At 35.9% G+C, this 18,127-nt stretch carries 19 protein-coding genes; 15 read left to right on the top strand and 4 right to left on the bottom strand.

The features are described 5' to 3' along the window. Positions 1 to 76: 76 nt before the first annotated feature. Both R7P80_RS01740 and R7P80_RS01735 read left to right on the top strand, forming a co-directional pair. The gene (locus R7P80_RS01740; RefSeq protein WP_318096621.1) at positions 77 to 958 is read left to right on the top strand and encodes a hypothetical protein; all 882 of its coding nucleotides are present in this window, start codon (positions 77 to 79) and stop codon (positions 956 to 958) included. Between the two features lie 59 nt (positions 959 to 1,017). Continuing rightward, entirely contained in the window at positions 1,018 to 1,908 is an 891-nt protein-coding gene (locus R7P80_RS01735; protein WP_318096619.1) for a hypothetical protein, read from the top strand. A 139-nt stretch (positions 1,909 to 2,047) separates the two neighbouring features. Here the strand turns inward: R7P80_RS01735 and R7P80_RS01730 are convergent, their stop codons facing one another. Then, a complete protein-coding gene (locus R7P80_RS01730; RefSeq protein ID WP_318096617.1) occupies positions 2,048 to 2,353 on the bottom strand; it encodes a hypothetical protein in 306 nt (101 codons plus the stop codon). Between the two features lie 73 nt (positions 2,354 to 2,426). Beyond that, a complete protein-coding gene (locus tag R7P80_RS01725) occupies positions 2,427 to 3,185 on the bottom strand; it encodes a hypothetical protein (RefSeq protein WP_053318342.1) in 759 nt (252 codons plus the stop codon). A gap of 101 nt (positions 3,186 to 3,286) precedes the next feature. Between R7P80_RS01725 and R7P80_RS01720 the strand changes: the two genes are divergently transcribed. Together R7P80_RS01720 and R7P80_RS01715 are read left to right on the top strand one after the other, a co-directional pair. After that, positions 3,287 to 4,945 carry a DNA repair protein RecN gene (locus tag R7P80_RS01720; RefSeq protein ID WP_318096614.1) on the top strand — a complete coding sequence of 553 codons (1,659 nt, stop codon included), beginning with the start codon at positions 3,287 to 3,289 and terminating at the stop codon, positions 4,943 to 4,945. Positions 4,946 to 5,010: 65 nt separating this feature from the next. After that, positions 5,011 to 5,952: a hypothetical protein gene (locus R7P80_RS01715; protein ID WP_273981666.1), complete on the top strand. Its 942-nt coding sequence runs from the start codon at positions 5,011 to 5,013 to the stop codon at positions 5,950 to 5,952. On the opposite strand, the gene R7P80_RS01710 is transcribed toward R7P80_RS01715, so the two are convergent. After that, the gene (locus R7P80_RS01710; protein ID WP_318096612.1) at positions 5,940 to 8,288 is read right to left on the bottom strand and encodes a hypothetical protein; all 2,349 of its coding nucleotides are present in this window, start codon (positions 8,286 to 8,288) and stop codon (positions 5,940 to 5,942) included. The genes R7P80_RS01715 and R7P80_RS01710 overlap by 13 nt on opposite strands. 82 nt (positions 8,289 to 8,370) lie before the next feature. After that, positions 8,371 to 9,735 carry a hypothetical protein gene (locus tag R7P80_RS01705; protein ID WP_045592782.1) on the bottom strand — a complete coding sequence of 455 codons (1,365 nt, stop codon included), beginning with the start codon at positions 9,733 to 9,735 and terminating at the stop codon, positions 8,371 to 8,373. A gap of 75 nt (positions 9,736 to 9,810) precedes the next feature. Between R7P80_RS01705 and R7P80_RS01700 the strand changes: the two genes are divergently transcribed. From R7P80_RS01700 to R7P80_RS01650, 11 genes are all read left to right on the top strand, one after another. After that, complete coding sequence (locus tag R7P80_RS01700) at positions 9,811 to 10,554, top strand: hypothetical protein (RefSeq protein ID WP_133297333.1); 744 nt, start codon at positions 9,811 to 9,813, stop codon at positions 10,552 to 10,554. 9 nt (positions 10,555 to 10,563) lie between these two features. Then, entirely contained in the window at positions 10,564 to 11,568 is a 1,005-nt protein-coding gene (locus R7P80_RS01695) for a hypothetical protein (protein WP_318096609.1), read from the top strand. 1 nt (position 11,569) lies between these two features. Next, the gene (locus R7P80_RS01690) at positions 11,570 to 11,899 is read left to right on the top strand and encodes a hypothetical protein (RefSeq protein WP_116921247.1); all 330 of its coding nucleotides are present in this window, start codon (positions 11,570 to 11,572) and stop codon (positions 11,897 to 11,899) included. 35 nt (positions 11,900 to 11,934) lie between these two features. Further along, positions 11,935 to 12,936, top strand: coding sequence for a recombination-associated protein RdgC (rdgC, locus tag R7P80_RS01685; RefSeq protein WP_116921248.1), 1,002 nt, complete (start codon positions 11,935 to 11,937; stop codon positions 12,934 to 12,936). Continuing rightward, positions 12,911 to 13,522, top strand: a complete 612-nt coding sequence (locus R7P80_RS01680) for a hypothetical protein (protein WP_094133584.1) — start codon at positions 12,911 to 12,913, stop codon at positions 13,520 to 13,522. Before rdgC ends, R7P80_RS01680 begins: the two co-directional genes overlap by 26 nt. Next, positions 13,506 to 13,850, top strand: a complete 345-nt coding sequence (locus R7P80_RS01675; RefSeq protein ID WP_045592773.1) for a hypothetical protein — start codon at positions 13,506 to 13,508, stop codon at positions 13,848 to 13,850. Before R7P80_RS01680 ends, R7P80_RS01675 begins: the two co-directional genes overlap by 17 nt. Positions 13,851 to 13,884: 34 nt before the next feature. Next, entirely contained in the window at positions 13,885 to 14,145 is a 261-nt protein-coding gene (locus R7P80_RS01670) for a hypothetical protein (protein ID WP_116921249.1), read from the top strand. Then, a complete protein-coding gene (locus R7P80_RS01665; protein WP_116921250.1) occupies positions 14,138 to 15,628 on the top strand; it encodes a hypothetical protein in 1,491 nt (496 codons plus the stop codon). Before R7P80_RS01670 ends, R7P80_RS01665 begins: the two co-directional genes overlap by 8 nt. Before the next feature lie 12 nt (positions 15,629 to 15,640). Continuing rightward, positions 15,641 to 16,681, top strand: coding sequence for a hypothetical protein (locus R7P80_RS01660; protein WP_318096604.1), 1,041 nt, complete (start codon positions 15,641 to 15,643; stop codon positions 16,679 to 16,681). 2 nt (positions 16,682 to 16,683) lie between these two features. Beyond that, the gene (locus R7P80_RS01655) at positions 16,684 to 17,088 is read left to right on the top strand and encodes a hypothetical protein (RefSeq protein ID WP_045592764.1); all 405 of its coding nucleotides are present in this window, start codon (positions 16,684 to 16,686) and stop codon (positions 17,086 to 17,088) included. Between the two features lie 282 nt (positions 17,089 to 17,370). Further along, on the top strand, positions 17,371 to 17,910 hold the full coding sequence (locus R7P80_RS01650; protein WP_085762339.1) for a hypothetical protein: 540 nt from the start codon (positions 17,371 to 17,373) through the stop codon (positions 17,908 to 17,910). Positions 17,911 to 18,127 lie beyond the last annotated feature (217 nt).

The raw sequence follows: 18,127 nt of genomic DNA, 5'->3' as shown, positions 1-18,127 counted from the left end.
CTCTTCATGCCTTTAGCATTATATTTGAGTCAATAAACAAAAAATATTTAAATAATTAAAATAACGAGGCTTCACAATGCAGTTAAAATGGATAATTGCGATTATCGTTACGGCAATAATCGTAGGCGTGACAGGCAACACATTCTTGGATTACAAAGGAAAAACGGATCAAATCGGTGCTTTCCTTAATAGTTACGGTAATAGTTTTGCAGTAACCTATGATGATGTAAAAATGACATCCCTTGGATCTGATGTATTTACCATCAAGAATTTATCTATCACTTCAAAGAATCTTAGCGTTCAATCTAGCAATGCGACGATTAACTTTAATGATATCCAACAAGGAAAATTCAGTATTCAAAACGCAAACTTTAAGTATTTTGATTACACTGGTAATGCTGAAAACATTTATGTTCACAATCTTAATTTAGGTAATAAAGACAAAGATATCTCCATTTCTCTGAATCGCGTTACTATCAATGGTAAAGGAAATTTAATTGATAATGCAGATATGAACATTCAAGTTAAACAAGCATATGATAAGTTTCAGTTAGATAGTGGATTGACGACCTTTGATGGCGATCAGTTGACGGTTTCTTTGAAGTCTACATTAGACAAGGCAAGCGTTGACAACAATCAAATCTATGAGGGGCTTAAAAAGGGTGTCGTTAATGAAGTGAATCTTGACGTTAAAAACGTAACAGCCTTTAATAAGCTAATTAAAGAATACCCTTCTATCAAATCTGATTTGAATTCTTACGCTGTAAAATTTGTTCAACACCACTACCCTAAAGCCAAGAAAGCAGGTGTGGATATGATGGACTTCTTGAAAGATCAAAAGACACTTAGTATATCCATTAAACCTACTGCGGATTTAACGCCTTATGATTTCTTACAACTTAAAGCAATTGATAGCCTTACATTGTTTGATGCACTAAACCTAGAAATCAAAAAATAATAAAGCATGTTAAACAAAGCCATCAACCTGATGGCTTTATTTAGTTATAGAGAAATGAAATGAAAATAAATAACCAAGAAATTGAACAAGATATATCTTTATTTATTGAAAACAGAGAAAATATCAAGCAACAATACATTAGCTTATCGATCTTTGGCTCTCTCAATCTTTTTAAAACTATTGAGCAATGTGTTACAACTCTTAATCAAAACTATACTATTCAAGATACAGTTTCCCTCTCAACTCTAAATGATGACCGTGTAAGCATTATTAACGGATTGTTATCTACATATAAATGCTTCAACAATACCTTTGATGAGATATATTCGTTTTCTCATTTCAAGAAACATCTATCAAAGTCAAACATGCATTTCATAATGGAAACCGAATCTCACCCAGCTATAGATAATCTAAATAGAAAAAGAGATAGGCTCGACACCTTTCCATTTTATGATCTGAAAGAAGATGATTGCATTTTATTACAGAAAGAAGATTCATTGATTGTGCTTAACTCCTGCGGAGTTTCATTCATATATCAGGAAAATGATCTCGCAATAACGATTTCTCAGAATGTAATTACTATTTTATCAGGTGATAAAAGAGCTACATTTTGTAGTGCTACCATAAAGAAGGAATCCTCTGAAATAACAGGAATTGCAGCACATACTTGCTCAAAAACTGATAGTGACTTAGCAATAGTAATTTATCTTTCTAAAAACTATCAGATTGGACTATTTAATAAAATTGTGGATATAGATGGATGCAAGACATCTTTAATTTGTGTAGAAAAAGATAAATTATATGGTGGGTTATCAAAACCTGACAGCATGATTAATATCATTAAATCTGGAGATCCTATCTTGTTTGCATTGTTAATGCATAAAGAAATTGATCTACAAGAGTTCGAATTTAGTGAACTGCCCTACTCTAAAATTGTCAATATAGGTTAACAAAAGGTATCTAAACCAAGACATTCCGCTTTCGTCTTATGGTTGCCTAGAATGGTGCTCAGAAAGCCTCTATTACATTGGATAAGCGTTCAGTGTGATGGAGGTTTACATAAAACAAAATACAATGCACTATATTAACTTACTTCCAGCAGTTATTGTCAGCAATGTAATTAATGTACCTATTGATATAGTCAATTGCCGTACTTGTTTTTCTCTTTGTGCAAGGTTCAAAATAATTTCTTGATTCATAGCCATTTTTAGTATGAAGGAATACTTGAATGGTGTATGACTTAACCTCAAAGTTTGCATCTAAGTTGTCTCGAACCTCAATGTATGATTCTTTGTTTGAATCAGGTTTAATAATCACCTCTCTTGGTGATACTAGCTCCGTAGTTATTGAGGTATTTAATTTAGTAATCTTATTAACTAAATCATTAAGAGACATTGTTTAATTCCTTTTATTTAGCGCACAAAGCGAAATAGCTTGAGGTTAAGCCTCTTTTTTCAATTTAGATATCCTATGCTGCAATTTTGTTTCGCACTTCCATTACATGCATAGATGTCCCTAGTTTTACATCAGTTTTAGCAAGAGTTACACCGTAATTTCTCGAAATCTGATCGAAGTTATCCACGACACTTTTAAGCTTTTTATCATGAATCTCTTCACCAAGCATCTTCTGAATGTTGTATAGTCCGTTGTATTGTTTTAGGACTTCAATAACTTCTGACTTTGATATTTCAGGGGTTCCAGGAACACCAAGCGAACTGAGTCCATGAATGGAATAGTATTCACCAAGCATTGCTTTTGGTAACGCAATTCTCGACTTAAGCCACTCTTGAGTCTTCGTGGATGTCAAAGCGGCATCTTTAATCTCGACACTTTCGCTTATTAGTGAGAAGCACAATGGGCAATTGGTTATCAGCGTAACCTTGCATTTGCCAGTGCCAATTTTATTGCAGATAATGCTACTGATATCAAACATCTCAAGTTTAGAGACTTGTACAGATGCGTATCCACATTGCTTTAAATAAGCTCTGTGCTTACCCAATAGTGCCAAATCCGAAAAGCTAAAGTCATGCTTTTTAATGCTATAGGTGTCAACTAATTCCTTTCTCCAGCTATTTACCATGTCTGAAAAAACGAATAGCGCATGTGTAGCACCAATTGAGCTGACGATTTTATCCGCAACATCAGCCATAGCAGTATGACTAACCTGCGCTTGCTCTTGTTTCAACATTTGAAACAAATATTGTCCATCAAAAATCACCAAATGCATAACGTAAACCTTTCTTTTTTAATTGCCTTAATAATACCAAAATTATTGCAAATGACAAGTAATAATGCTATTTTTTATCAAAAGTTTAAGGAGTAACTAATGTGATAACTCAAATCTCTATTGGCGATTTTGTAATTTGTCAAAATGCCAACATTATGCTTGATAAAGGCTTTACCGCGCTTACTGGTGAAACTGGCGCTGGTAAGTCAATCATTCTTGACGCTTTGGCGCTCGCCCTTGGTGAAAGAGCAAACTATAACAAAATCATGATCGGTAAAGACCAAGCCACTATCACGGTAGCCTTCGATGTAGTTAACTACCCTAAGGTTATCTCATGGCTTGAATTTAACGGCTTTTCTCATGACGGAAACATTATCATTAAGCGAATTTTAAAATCGAATAAAAAAAGCCGCTCATTGATTAATGGCGAACCAATATCTACTACTCAACTCAAAGAGCTAAGTAATCAATTGGTTTCAATTTATGCTCAACATTCCCATCACCAACTCACTAAAAAAGAAAGTGGTCTGAGCGTTTTGGATTCGTGCCTAGCTGAAAGCTCCGCCCTTGCAGCTACGAAAAGCAGTTATAAGGAATACATGCTTACCATAAAGAGCCTGCAAGAAGCTAAAGACAGACTGGAAGCTATGAAGGTTCAGCAAGAGCTAAACCGCTTTTATCTGAATGAGCTAGAAGAACTAAATCCCGATGATGATGAGTATGACAACTTAAAAGAATCCTTTACTAAGCATAGTAATAAAGAAAAGATCTTATCTGATATTAGTTCAGCAGCTTCTGTCTTAGAAAATGAGGATTTCTCAGTTGCGTCAGCAATTACTGAAGCGCAGAAAAAGTTGAATCACCTACTTGGTACAGATCAGGTGATTGATGATGTCTATGGAATGCTTGAAGAAGCTTCAATTAACGTTCAAGAGTCAGTATCAAATCTTTCAGCCTTATCGAATAACTATGAAATGGATGATTTTGATATCAATGAAGCTGGTTCTCGTATCGCCAAGTTTGAAAGCATCGCGAAAAAACATGATGTTAACCCTAATGATCTTTTAAGCGTTAAAACCAGGCTAGAAAGAGATGTGAATGGATTTGATGAAGTAGAGCAAGAAATCATCGAACTTAAGGAGAAATCAGAGCAAAAATTTGAAGCGTTTAAAGAGCATGGATTGGTACTCCATTCTGAGCGCCTGAAAGTAGCAGAGTTGATTGAAGCTAAAATGCAGGAGATGATGCCAGGCTTAGGACTTGAAACTGCTCAAATTTCATTTGAGCTAAAAATGACAGACACAGCTAAAAGCACAGGTTTAACTTCTTGTGAAATTTTGTTCAGCGCGAATAAAGGGACTGAGAAACAACCACTTTCGCAAGCCATTTCTGGTGGTGAGCTTTCAAGGGTTTCACTATGCTTGCAAGTTGCAATTTCTGAAAGAAGTTCGCTACCTACTTTGATTTTCGATGAGGTTGATGTCGGTATTGGGGGTAAATCAGCGGATTCTGTGGGCGCTATGCTTAAGCAGCTAGGAGTTAACGCGCAAGTGATTTCTATTACACACCAGCCGTCTGTTGCTTCTTATTCTGATCATCATCTTGTAGTCTCAAAAGACAATACGCAAGATACTGTCTCAAATAAGATTGTTATGCTATCTGATGAAGAAAAAATTAAAGAAATTGCGCGTATGTTAAACGGAGATGAAAATTCACAGGAGTCCATAGGATTGGCTAAGAGTATGATTAGTCGCAGTTAATTTTTAGTGTAAGGACAAAGCCAATTTGATATAATGATATAAAACAATCATTAATCTAATTAATTATGTCAAATTACAACGCACTATTAGCCAAAGCTTCGTATGTTGAGCATGGACAAAACAAAGAAATCCTTAATGGCTGGAAATTTGAAGAGGTAGAAAGTGGAAAGTACATCGTTACCCGTAGTAACGGTACGAAAGTCGAACCACCTTCCGCCTCTGAAGAAGCCAGTAATGATCACTGCCTCCTGAAAGTTGGAGATGAATTACCAAAAGTCGGTGTGATAGCACAAGATGAAACTGGAGACTTAATCATTGGTGACTACAAAATTCAAAAAGGTAAAGATTTGCTTTTTGGATGGAGCGCTAAGAAAAGTACAGGTAAGTCTTACAAGGTAACGGATCCAAGTGGAAAGCAACACATTGCTAAAGTTGGTGAGTACTTCATTCCAATGAATGGAGTTATAGAGCTTGATGACTTTGGTAACATAGCTGTCCCTGGTGGCAACTCCATTCGTGTGCTAAAGAAAACTTACGAAATAGAATTAAAGGTACAGAACAAGCGAGAAAATGAGGGGTTTTCTTGCTATATAAACATTAAAGAAAAAAATAAATCAACAAACGGTAAGGATGGCACGAAAGGTGTTTTTTACCCTGCAAAAAACACTAAAGCTGCATACTTCACTGAGCTTTACGGTGGAGAAGAAATTATTACTGCTTATTTCCACCCTACCGCTGAAATAAATAAAGTTATCACTGAAACTCTTACTCATGAACAAGCGTTAAAAGTTAAAAAAATTAAAGAAAAAATCAATATCGTTTTATCTGAATGCAAGCAGTTCAATATAGATCCTAACGAGCACCAGGAATATCATTTTCTTAGAGAAGAGCTGTTAGATATCAATAAAGAGTCCAAAAAATACCCAATGGATGTAACCACTGGGTATAGAGCTTTCGGATTGCAGCCTGTTAAAGAAAAAAATCAAACAACTGGTTACTCAAGATAGCCTTTCATGAACGCAGCCATGCCTGTTAGTTCTTCCTCACCAGAAGCCTCAACTTGTTGAGGCTTCTCTTTTGGCTCAACCTCTGATGGTTTAGGTTCAACATCCTTCTTATCTACAGAACCATTCGTCCATCTAGCCAATATGTCAGCAGGATCTTGCTCAGCAGATATTACGTCAGACGCTTTTCCTTTTTTGATCTGCTCGATACTTTCCATGAACTTTGATGAATAGTCATCTTGAATATCTTCCTGAAGTTCGATTTCTTTTTCTTCTTCAGTGAGGCTTAGATCTTCATCACTTGAATTATCAGTAGTGTTAGGTTCTTCAACACGTTCATCTAGATTATCAGTAGAATCAGACTCTTCAATGCCTTCATCTGAATAATCAGTAGAATCAGACTCTTCAACTTGTTCATCTAGATAATCAGTAGAACCATATTCCTCAACACCTTCATCTGTATTATCAGTAGAATCAGATTCTTCAACGATTTCACATGAATCGTTACGTACTTCTATTGGTTCTTGATCTTGTACAAATGAGTTTTCAGGGGATACATCAACAATTCCCTCGGGGTTTGTATCTTCGTGATTGCCCGATTGAGTTGTTGATAACGAATCCTCTAGCTCGACTAGAGAACCAAAATCAACATGAGTGACAGTTGATTCAGTTTGTATATGATCATCTAAAGTCTGGATTTTATTTTCATCAACGTCATTTATATCTACATCTGTTGAATTAATGCCTTCATTATTATTTGAATCACTTTTAGATTCAGCATCTACGTGACATTCATCGACAAAATTTTCTTCATCTGAAATATGTGGAGAAGTTGAATCTTGAGATGGCGCTGATTGCTCCAGTTCTTCATCTGAGCTAAGTTCCGCTTCTACTTGGTTTTCTGATTGTTTAACATGATTTACGATTCCATCCATCTCTTGTTCGCAATCTGTATCCTTGCCTAAATCTTTTTCATCAGAATCCGTTACAATTTCATCAATTATTTGAGAGTCTTCCTCTATTTCCATTTTATTGGATTTCATGTTTTCACTTGAAGAATTTTGAATGTTCTCAGAAGAATCATTATCGTCATCATTATTGATTGGATATGAGTCATTTTCTATTAGTTGAACGGTGTCATTTACTCTACCCTTTGAAGAAGTTGGCATATGTCCCTTATCAAGAAGGTACAGAATCCTTTGATTTCTAGTCATAGACATTCTTGATGGATCATTTCCAACCCAGTAGAACTTTTCAGTATCAGTGTTTATAGAGTCACTTGTCTCACCTCTAAGCAACAAAGACATCGTTCCGTCTTTAGATAGCCTCATGGGATGACCTAGCGGCTCTGACAGGGAATGCATTCTATCAAGGAGAACTTTTGTCTCATCGAAATTTTGAGGGTTTACAAAGTTGTAGGTTTTAGCTACAACCTTACAGATTTTGATATTTCCCTTAATCGTTGAATAAAGAGATTTGACCATTGGGTAAACATTTTTGGATGAATAATGCTTAGTTGTAAATTTCCCTGAATTCATCCTCTTTAAAGGAATAATATCAATCAAAAACTCATTACTCTTAAACGCAGTTCTTGCATGGTCTGAATCAAAATACATGTCTGCTGTTTGTTTAGCTGTTATATATTCTTTTGTTTTTGGGTTATATTTTTGGTACACCTCCAAATAGGAGTTTGGGATCACTTTATAGTCTTTTGTGAGCAAACGAATAGCAAAGCCACCAACCATTCCAGATTGAAACGTCTCATGTATTGATTGTTTTACATACTTTCTGGCTTCTTCAATTTCGCTACTAATAAAGGTTCTAATTTTATCGTGTGAATATATAATGCCAGGGAATGAAAAACTAGAATATTTAGCCATTTCAGTTTTGATGGAATCTATTTCATCATCTTCTTCTTTTTCTAATGCCACTTGAAGTTTTTCTGCTAATGACTTGTAGATCTCGAAATCTTTAGGAATAACCAATCGACCAAAACCTATTAATGGTTCATTACTATCCTTGTCTTCACAAAGGACAGTTGCCCACTTAGCAACATAGTTGGTTTCATTATTGTTGTAATCTTTCTCATCTAGAAAGCAACGGGTAAATAGGAGAACCCCTTCCCTTTTATCCTTACCGTTATCTTTCGTTGCAGTACAAGCCTGTTTCGCCTTTCTGTCATCACGGCTAAACTCTTTTATTGAAGGGCTATTTTCAGTTACTTTATCTAATCGAAGTTTAACATTTACAAGCTCACCTTCATGAGTCACACCTAAGACGCTATGAGAATTCTCAGCGCCTCTTTTATTATAAACTCTTGGGTAAAGTATGATATTCATATTATTTCTTAAATAAAAAAGTGGATATAAAATATATCCACTATGTTATTACAGTTGTCGATTTTTTTAAACTAATAAAAAACTAGAAGAGTTCAAGTTCGTCATCGTATGAACTAGCTTTTTCCTTAGACTCTTTTTCCAGTTCCTCTAAAACACCAGGCTCGGTTGGATCGAAGTTTCGCTTGGTTTCTTCATGAATGTTGTGAATCTCTTTCATTTCAACAACAGAGTCTTTAATTAATGATTCAACTGAAGACGCTAGGTTCGTGATGAAGCCATAATCAACATGGTTTTTGCTTCTTGTTACATTTAATCTTGTTGATGATTTAGATTGAGAGAAAATCTCTGGGTCTTCAGGATTTCCACCAAGCTCAACAAACTTCTTCATCAGCAGCTTACTGTCCACACTTGGTTTAGTTTCTGATGTAGAAAAGCTAATAGCTCCAACCTGAGTTTTCTTGCCTACAGGAGCGATGTTAACACCTTGGATCTGTAATAGCTCTTCAACTCTGCTACGAGCAGTTTTCTTCATCTTATCAGATTCTGAAGCCAGCTTATTGTATAAAGCATACTCAGCAATTGCTCCTTTAAGACCTGAAGGCATATCGTTTACTGTTTCGAATTCCTTATCGTAGGAAACAACAGGTACAATGCCCTTCTGAACGTATTCATTGTAGTAATAGTCACCGATGTCTTTAACGGCTAAACAAAGATCATCATTAATTGGTTCTACCGTTACCATACAAGAAAAATCTTCCACCGATAGAATAGCAGCAGCGCAGTGATCGATTTTCACACCGTACTTGCCTTCAATGAATGCTTTATTTTGAGCCATAGCAGCTCGGCTTCCATCACCAATATCTTTATATGCAGCTTCAGCCTTTTCATGGTTTTTAGGGATTCTGAAATCCACCATCCAGACCTTATCAAACTTATCTTTGTAAAGACCACCGATATTCGCAGACATCCAAGGGTATTCATCCCACGGCTCACCAGATTTAACCTTTGCCACTAGTGCGTCTAGCGGTTTAAGCTCATAGCGATGCATTTCTTTGAGGAATTCTCTCATCGCATCATCTTTCAATCTCATACTTCTCAATGCGGCATTGGGCATAGATTGTACGTTAGTCATTGCTAGTTTTTCTTGAACCACAGTAGAAACACTGTGAACATCATCATTACCATAACTTACAAAACCACCATTATGGGATACATATAAAACCCCCATATCGCGTGGATTGAAGGTCGAAAGACGTTTAATCGAATAGCGCAATGAATTCTCAACTTTCTTGGATAGTGACTCTGGAGTAAGAGATTTTTCTACCCTTTCAATGTCAAGCTTAAGGATTTCAGCGCCAGAACGAAGCCAGTCATCCATGATGTCTTCAGACACATGCGGAGCAACTTGCTTGAAGTAAGTCTTTAGTTCGTCAAATTTAATTTGCATTTACTTTTTCCAAATTTATTAATATCATTGCTTTCCTTAATATTAACACACATAAAATCAATTTCGTAATAAAAAATGAAATTTCACACACTGAAACTGTGTCCTTCAACGGACTTAAAAGCACTAATCGGCAAGTTGTCGCATGATGAATTTGGAAAAGCAATGATGTTGCTTTTTACGCTATGGGAGCACGGAGACGAACAATCTAATCTAGATATAGACTCGGAACATGTTCTAGCTATCTTCGGAAAAGCAGGTGATGCAGAAGATTTTGTTAGCAAGGTAAGCTCCATTGATAGTGACATACTTACAGTATCTCTAGACTTAGAGAGTTTAAGTAATAAGGTGTCTTCTTATTTTCTAGCTAAATTGCTAAAGAATGAACAGCTAGAGCAAGCAAAGCTTGCAAATCTTCGAATGCTTAATACTCGCTCTTCGCAACAAAGCAAATCTTTGTTCGATGCGATTAACAATGAAGATAACGAACTTGCTGTTAAGTATGTAGATCCTACCTTGGAAGTTCTTGGCGAATACAATGGTTGGTTGCCCACAAAAAGGTATGAAACCGAGGGGCAGGTATTCCGTGTTAGGGATAAGCACCTAGCGCTTTTAAGGCAGGCATTTCCTGGCGTTGATGTTGATATGGAAATTCTTGACATATATGAGTGGCTTAGGGATAATCCGCTCCAAAGAAAGCCATTAGCAATGATGAACTCATTTATTCAACGCTGGTTGTCAAACTCGCTTACAAGTAGTGTTAATGCGCTAAATGAAAAAGATAAAGAATTCAATTTTGATGATCTACCTGTAGATTTTTAGGTAATAAATATGTCTATATCCGATACTGTTTATCATTATATACAAAAAACAAAGAAAGTCGATAATAAATCACAAGATATTGTGTGTTTTACCTCTGTTGATGCAGAGTTGATTGTGGCTGAAATGCAAAGATACGGCATTACGGATGACAAAATTGAAAAATTTGTATGCAAATACCTTGAAGATCGAGGTGATACACCTCAGGCTTTAGATACAATTCTTGCTGCTGCAAAGCGTTACTCGTACCAGCCGTATGTCGCTGAAATGTTTAAAAGATTTAGCTCCTATTTTGAATCCTTTCGAATACCAAAAGAACCATCGAAAGTCACCGACTTGTTCAGGGAGTGGGTTGATGCATTAGAGCGTAAATCGATAAACCCAACTACAATACAAGAAAACTTGGATAACCTTTTATCTGGATGGACTGGCTCTTTCGCCCCTACTCCAAACCAGTTTGTGGATTTTTGTGAAAATTCTCGTGTAATCGTTAATCAGCAATTTGTAGAATTTATGCAGAGAATGTCATTCAGATATAAGAGATTATGGGATGACTCAGGTGTCTTTCGAGTGTTTTTGTACAATGAGTTTGTACAAAACAATCTGGAAAGTGTAGATTTCAAAGAATTAGAAATAGAAATTACAAAAGACCCAAGATACGTTGATTTTCCGCCGAACGTGTCTCATTTGATTACAATATCAAAGTCTCTCCTAATCGAAGGCTGTGTACCTCCTTGTAGGGCGTACAGTGTTGCAACAAACCCTAAAAATGAATTGCACAATAATTGGATTATCAAAGAAACAAGGCGAAGAATTGGCGGTTTCGATCTTAGAGTCGGTGAGATGTCAAAAATGAAAGCTAGATTTGATTCAATGTACGCGATTGTTCTTGATGAGGTATACAGCGGAAAGCTTACAGAAACACAAGCGAATTTGGCACCAGTTAAGCAAGACCTTCCTGACGGAGATCCAGTTAAGAGCGCAGAATTTTTTGCGAATCTGCTGAGCGGGATTTAATATGAATGACTTACTATACAACGAATTAAAAAGATATATAAATTCAGTTGATTTTCTTGAATTCAATGGCTCTGTGAACAAAATCAGCCTGGAAGTCATGTTTATAATCGCAAAGCATTCAAATAAAATGAAAAAAATCTTTGAAAATGATAGCTTGTATGATTATTATGTGTCTAATAAAAGAATTTTGGTTGATGAAGCTCTATCGATTGATTCGGGCAATACTCAGTTTAGGAATAACCTTAACTACTACTTGAACACTAGATGTCTCAATCACCCTGGATTTAAAAGTGAACTGCTAGAAATTTTTATTTTTGAGCACATCATTTAAATAAACTAAACAACTAATTAAATTAAGGAATAAATATGTCTTTTAAACCATTTGGCGTTTTAAATGCTTTCATTTCAACAAAAAATGAGGCTTTCCAAAATCTAACTGCTGACAGTATCAATAAATGCCTAGAAAGCCTGCCTTTTAAGCGCGTATCTGGCAATGTTCGACACTATTCAGGTTGGGTTCCCCCACATTTTGACATGCAGGTTCTTGGGGCTGTATCAGAAGGAAATATTCTGATGGCGCTTAAAACTGAAGAAAAGAAAATTAATACTTCAGAGCTTAAAGAACTGTTGGATTCTGAGATCGCAAAATTTAAGAAAGAAAACAATGTTGAGAAAGTGCCAAAAGACGAGAAATCTCAGATCAAGACCAAGCTTGAGAACGAACTTCTTAAAACAGCACAGAGTAAGTTTTCAACCACTCTAGGATGGCTGTGTATCGCTGAGAAGCGCCTAATCCTAAACACTGGTAATATGAAGCAAGCAGAGCGCTTCATTGACCTTCTAGAGCGCACAATCCAACTAACCGATAATGAGTTCAAAGGTTTTGAGTTTGCTCCACTACAAGTGGCTACAGATATCCCTCTTAAAATGACAGCTTGGGTTGAAGACACAAACACAATGCCAGATCAACTTGAGCTTATGAGTGAGTGTGTCATTCGCGAACCACAGCGTGATGGGCGTAAACAAGGTAAGATCTCGTATTCAGCTCAAACGCTTGAAGGTGATCGTAACCTAGAAATTTATCTTGGCGAGAAAAATTACAGTGTTGTCAACCTAGCATTGTCTTATAGCAATGAAGATGAAGAAGTCAATGCGCGTATGAGCATTGATGAAAGCTTTATGATTAAGAAATTCAAGCTAGGCTCATGCTTCAAGGAAATTCTTAAAGGCAATGAATATGACACGGAGCTACAGCAGTTCGACACTGAATTCAACGCTTTCACAAAATACACAAATACCGTGCTAAACGGTGTTATCGAATGCTTTGGTGGTCTTGCTAAAAATGAAGAAATTTCTAGTCAAGATTAAGAAGCCGATTGTTATATTGGGGCTACTTGTAGCCCCTTTTCTTCTTAATTCACTCCTTAAATCTAATCACAAAGCACCCATTTCTATTAATTTACTTAAGAAAGTAGATGGAATCTATGTTCATCAATGCAAAGGTTTGATGAGCGATGATTTAGTCATTACTGCCAGCCACTGTTTCACAGGTGATGATGAAGAGTACATTCCTCTCTATATACATTCAGGCGCAAAATACTACGAAGTAATGAAACCATTTTATGTTGGTAAATACACTGGCTTAACAGGTTCCGACATTGCCTTATCTGGAAAGTTTAGTTCTGAACTTATCGGTGAGTGTCAAGATTATGGATATACTGCAAATTACCTTAATATGTGTAACTTAACACCTAATGGTGATGGTTCTGCATATTATTCAGATAATTGTATTTACCCTAAGGGAATGAGCGGTACTGTTCTTGTAAACAAAAATCAAAAAGCTTGTTTAGTATATTCTGGTTTTTATGATATTATCGACAAAAATAAAAATTCAATAAAAAAAATAGGTGTTTTTAAACCTCTAAAAGGAATAAAAAATGAGTATGTTGATTGATGCTAACCCTGTAGATCTTAAAGCAGTGAGTGAATTCGTATCAAACTTTAAAACAAGAAAAGCCTACGTTGGCATTTTTAGTGATGGACTTGACCTCTCAAGCGTTACCAGTAAATTTGAGTCTATAGAAGATATGACTAGTGTTTACAGTAATCTACCAGTGGAAATCAATAAGTTCATCAATGGTTTTATTTTTTGCAATGACTTCTACCTGCTTTTTGGTAAAAATAGAGTTATTGGAAATGTAGCTGCAAGTGAATCGTATTCGGAAATGTTAAAACTTCTTCATCTTATAAGAGAAAAAAGTTTGAAAACCGAAATTAATTAGTTTAAGTTATAAAACAAAAATTATGAATAAAATTATGAATAAGATTATAGCTTTTACTTCTATTCTTCTTTGTTCTAATGCTATCGCCTCTGAAACCAATCCTTTCCTGCCATATCAGTATATTGAAGATAAAGCGGCAATGTGTGAAAAGGTGGATCCAGTTGAGCAATCGCTTTCTGAAACAGGAAGGGCTTCCGTTAACCAAAATCTTGACTTCGTGGCTGAAGTAGATGGTGTCAAGATTTATTACGATTCAGCTAAAGACGTGTATGTAGAGATTTCTAATAATGAATAAAAATAAAGTTAACAAATTAAGTTTAATAATTGGTTGTATACTGGCTGTTTCTACTTTGTCTGGTTGTACCTCGGGTAAATCCATTCCTAAATCACTGGAAGAAGCATTAAATCAGGACAAGATAACCAATAATGTTGTAAATGATTGGAAGAATGAAGAGCCTCCAATTCGATTTGTTCCTATTAACGACCTTTTAATTTTAGAGGAAGGCTCCCCTATACCAGATAAGTTTTCTAATAAGAATATTAAGACTGGTTTTCGAGGTAGTGCTACTCTAAAAGACCTGGTTCCAATTTTAAAGCAAAAAGGTTTGTATCTAGTAATTCCTGACGAAGCTATTAGAACCATGCCAATAGTAATGATTGACTTTGATGGTAAGCTTGGTCATTTACTCGATGCTTTTGAGGCAGCTTATGGCATCAACTTCAGCTACCATGCTGGCGATATTGTTACTGTTGAGAAGTTAACGTCTTACCAGTTGCGAATTCCTCAAGATGATGTGATAGCCAAACAGATACAAAACGATCTCAAATCAATGGGTGCTGAAGAAGTAAGCTACTCTGTAAATGCGGCTACAATCTTCTATAAAGCTTCAAAAGCTAATCATCAGAAGATTACAACGTATCTTGATAGGCTGACAGTGAACACCAGCTTGGTTTCAATGCAAGTAGCTATCATAACAGTGCAAGTGAATAGGCATAAAGCTGAAGGCATTGATTGGAGTAAGTTTGGAATCAAAATTGGTGACGGCGTTCAATCTGGTGACACCGTAACCAGTGATGATTCATCAGATGACTCGTCAGATTCTGACAGTGATAATAGCAATAGCACTAATCCTGCCGAAGAACTAGGAAGCTCAATTAGAGATGTTAAAGCAAATGCATCGATAACTGGTACATCGTCAGCCCTGGAGATCGGCAATGGTGAGTTTACTCTTTCAAACGTTATTGATTTCTTATCTACCTATGGTAAAGCTGAAACATCACAATCATTAATTATGAAAACCTTATCAGGTCGAGAAGTAATGATGAGCGTTGGTGATAAAGTTCCGTATATAGATGAGCTTAGTGGAACATCAGATACTGAATCCGATAGTGAATCTTCAGATGTCTCTGTTACATACCTTGATTTAGGTACAAAACTACATTTGAAACCTTGGTTTGATGCAAAATCCCAGCTCGTTACAATCGATTTTGGCATGGAGATTAGCAGCTTAACTAAATGGGTAGAGCTAAACGCTGGTAATCAATTAGGAATGGTTTCTCAGCCTCAAACTCGTGAGCAGAAGTTTAGTGATGTTATTAAGATCATGGCTGGTGAGTCAGTAATCATTGGCGGTATTAGTTTTAATGAATATAGCGATGATAGAAATGCCCCATCATTTGCTGAAGATTCAGATATTGCTTATCAAAAGCAGAACTATTCTAAAAACAGTACATTTATAATGATCCGTCCAACAGTTACCATTTTTGGAAACAGATAAGAAGAAATAAAAATGAGTGAAGATAAAAAAGGCTTTTTAAGTCGAATTTTCAAAAGAAAAAACAAGCGCCAGGAGGCGCTTGTAATAGACGATTCTCCTACTCCTAATTCTTTGGCTGTTGATGATTCTGACTCCGATGCAAGCACACCTGATGAAAGCTCAGTCATCAATGTTAGTGACGAAAAAAATAAGAAAGTTTTTTTTGCTAAAAAGTCCAAGAAACAAGATAAGAACAAGCAGACTAAAGAAAAGGAAGTCGTTGTTTCTGAGCCAATCGAGTTCTACATGGGTTATTATGCAAAAGTAACCAAAAAGGAAGTTAAGGAATATTTATTTAACTTTGCTTCAGCCAATGTAACGCCTATTGATAATGCTTTCTACAACATAGTTTCTTATGGCGAAGGTTATCTTTGGGAAATACATGAAGGTGGTTCAGGTTGCGGAGCTTTAACCTCTATTATAGAAGAGCTTGATGATTCAGATAGCGTTACCATAATCAAGGAAAACTTTTCATTAGCAGTGGTCAAGGATGAAGAGAAGATTTCTGTAGCTAAAATTAGTGCTGCTAACTTGAAGTACCACAAAGAAAACAAAAATATTGTTTTCAAAGATAAGATGAAGAAATTTACTTCTTCTGGATATGGATTCTTTGTCTTTAGTTTGATTATGCTTACAGCTTCATTCATTCTGCTTGGCGCTTCTATGGTGAACAGACAAGATGAAAAGAACAGAATCACTAATGAGCATCTATATGAGAGTAGGACTAAAAGCCCTATGCTCGAAATTAATAAGCTCAATAGATACATGACAAATGAGAATAGCGGCGTTTATGTGAAAGATATGCGTTATGTGGTTGCAACAAACACATGGAAGATCACTACATCCCCTACTCCAAATTATGATTCTATCAAGCAAAACGTTATTGATCGTGTTACTAAGAAAGAAGAAACGGTTGAAGAAGTAAAGGATTCAATTGAAGATCTAGAAAACACAATCGCTAATACTGAACCTAAAAAATCTAAGAAAGATGTTTTGAATAAATTAGCGGAGTAGATATGCCATTTTTAAAGAAAAACTTTTTCAAATTTGCTGGAACTCTTATTTTCTTCATTGCACTATCAGTCATTGGTCTTTCTGTATACCTTTTTTCCAATCCTGGTGTTGAGTATGAAGAAAAGGCTGTTGAAAAGTTTGCCTATGAGCAGTGTAAAAAAGAATCTGTAGAGCTTGGTTACGCTGTAACAGTCCATCCTAAGAGCAAGTACCTTATTTTGAAGAATGTCGGTCTTGAAGACTGGAAAGAAGAGCTTGCCAAGTCATCAATAGTTATCGAAAGGTGCAAAGGATTTACTCTTAGAGAGTACTGTATGGGTGAATCATGTAGGGCTTTTGGTGATAAAGAGCCTATGTCTGGAATAACATTCGCCCTTAAGCCAGCAAAAAAAGTCATTATAAAATAGTAAGTTAAATCAATTTTAAGCGAGCCTCGGCTCGCTTTTTTATTGTCTTAAAATAGTTAATTTTTACATTTATCAATAAATAAATTTTTTTTACTTTGTAAATGATTAATAAAAAAGAGAATTAAGTTTGCTAAAAAAATTGTTTTTAATTATTTAAAAAAAATGGTTGCTAGGTCACATTATTAACAATATTATTTAGACATGTGATGAACATCACACAAAACAAAAAAACAAAACGAACAAATTAATAAATAAATAAATAATAAAAAAGGTAATTAACAAATGTTTAACTTAATCATCTCAATCATCGCAATCGCTCTAGTTGTAGTTCTAGCAGGTGCTTCACTTTACTACGGCGGTGACGCGTTCAACCGTGGTTCTTCTGACGCTAAAGCGGCAACCCTGATCAACCAAGCACAACAAATCCAAGCTGCTGCAACTCTGTTTACAGCTTCTGAAGGTGGTGCTCCTACTGCGATTGCAGACCTTGAAGGTGCTTACCTAAGCTCTACTCCAAGCCTACCTGTAGGTGCTGATGGCGCTAACTGGGAGCTAGGCGATGCTAAAAACGCTTCTACTGCTACTGTAAGTATCGTTTCTGTTGAGCTTCCATTCGCAGCTAAAACTGAAGACGGTATCACTAAAGATATCTGTAAGACAGTTAACAAAAACGGTGCTGGCGTAGTGTTCTGTAGCGTTGCTGCTGACGGTACTTTCACTGATGCAAACCTAGTAGCTGGCGCTGGCTCTGCTGATGTTGATGTTGATGCAATCGACGTTAGCTCTGGTACTGCTAAAGCTAAAGTTCACATGACTATCTAATAGTCTTTAGAGGGGGAACCTCCCCCTCTTTAAATAACAATAAAAAACAACAATATAAAATAATAATAAAAAATAATAATAAATTTAAAAACAATAAATAATAACAAACAAATAACAATAAAGTAAAAGGAAACTAAACTATGTTTAACTTAATCATCTCAATCATCGCAATCGCTCTAGTTGTAGTTCTAGCAGGTGCTTCACTTTACTACGGCGG

It is taken from the genome of Vibrio sp. 2092 (assembly GCF_033339635.1).
Taxonomy (GTDB): domain Bacteria; phylum Pseudomonadota; class Gammaproteobacteria; order Enterobacterales; family Vibrionaceae; genus Vibrio; species Vibrio alginolyticus.
Note: the sequence above shows the minus strand (reverse complement) of the source record. Positions and strands in the feature narration are given on the sequence as shown.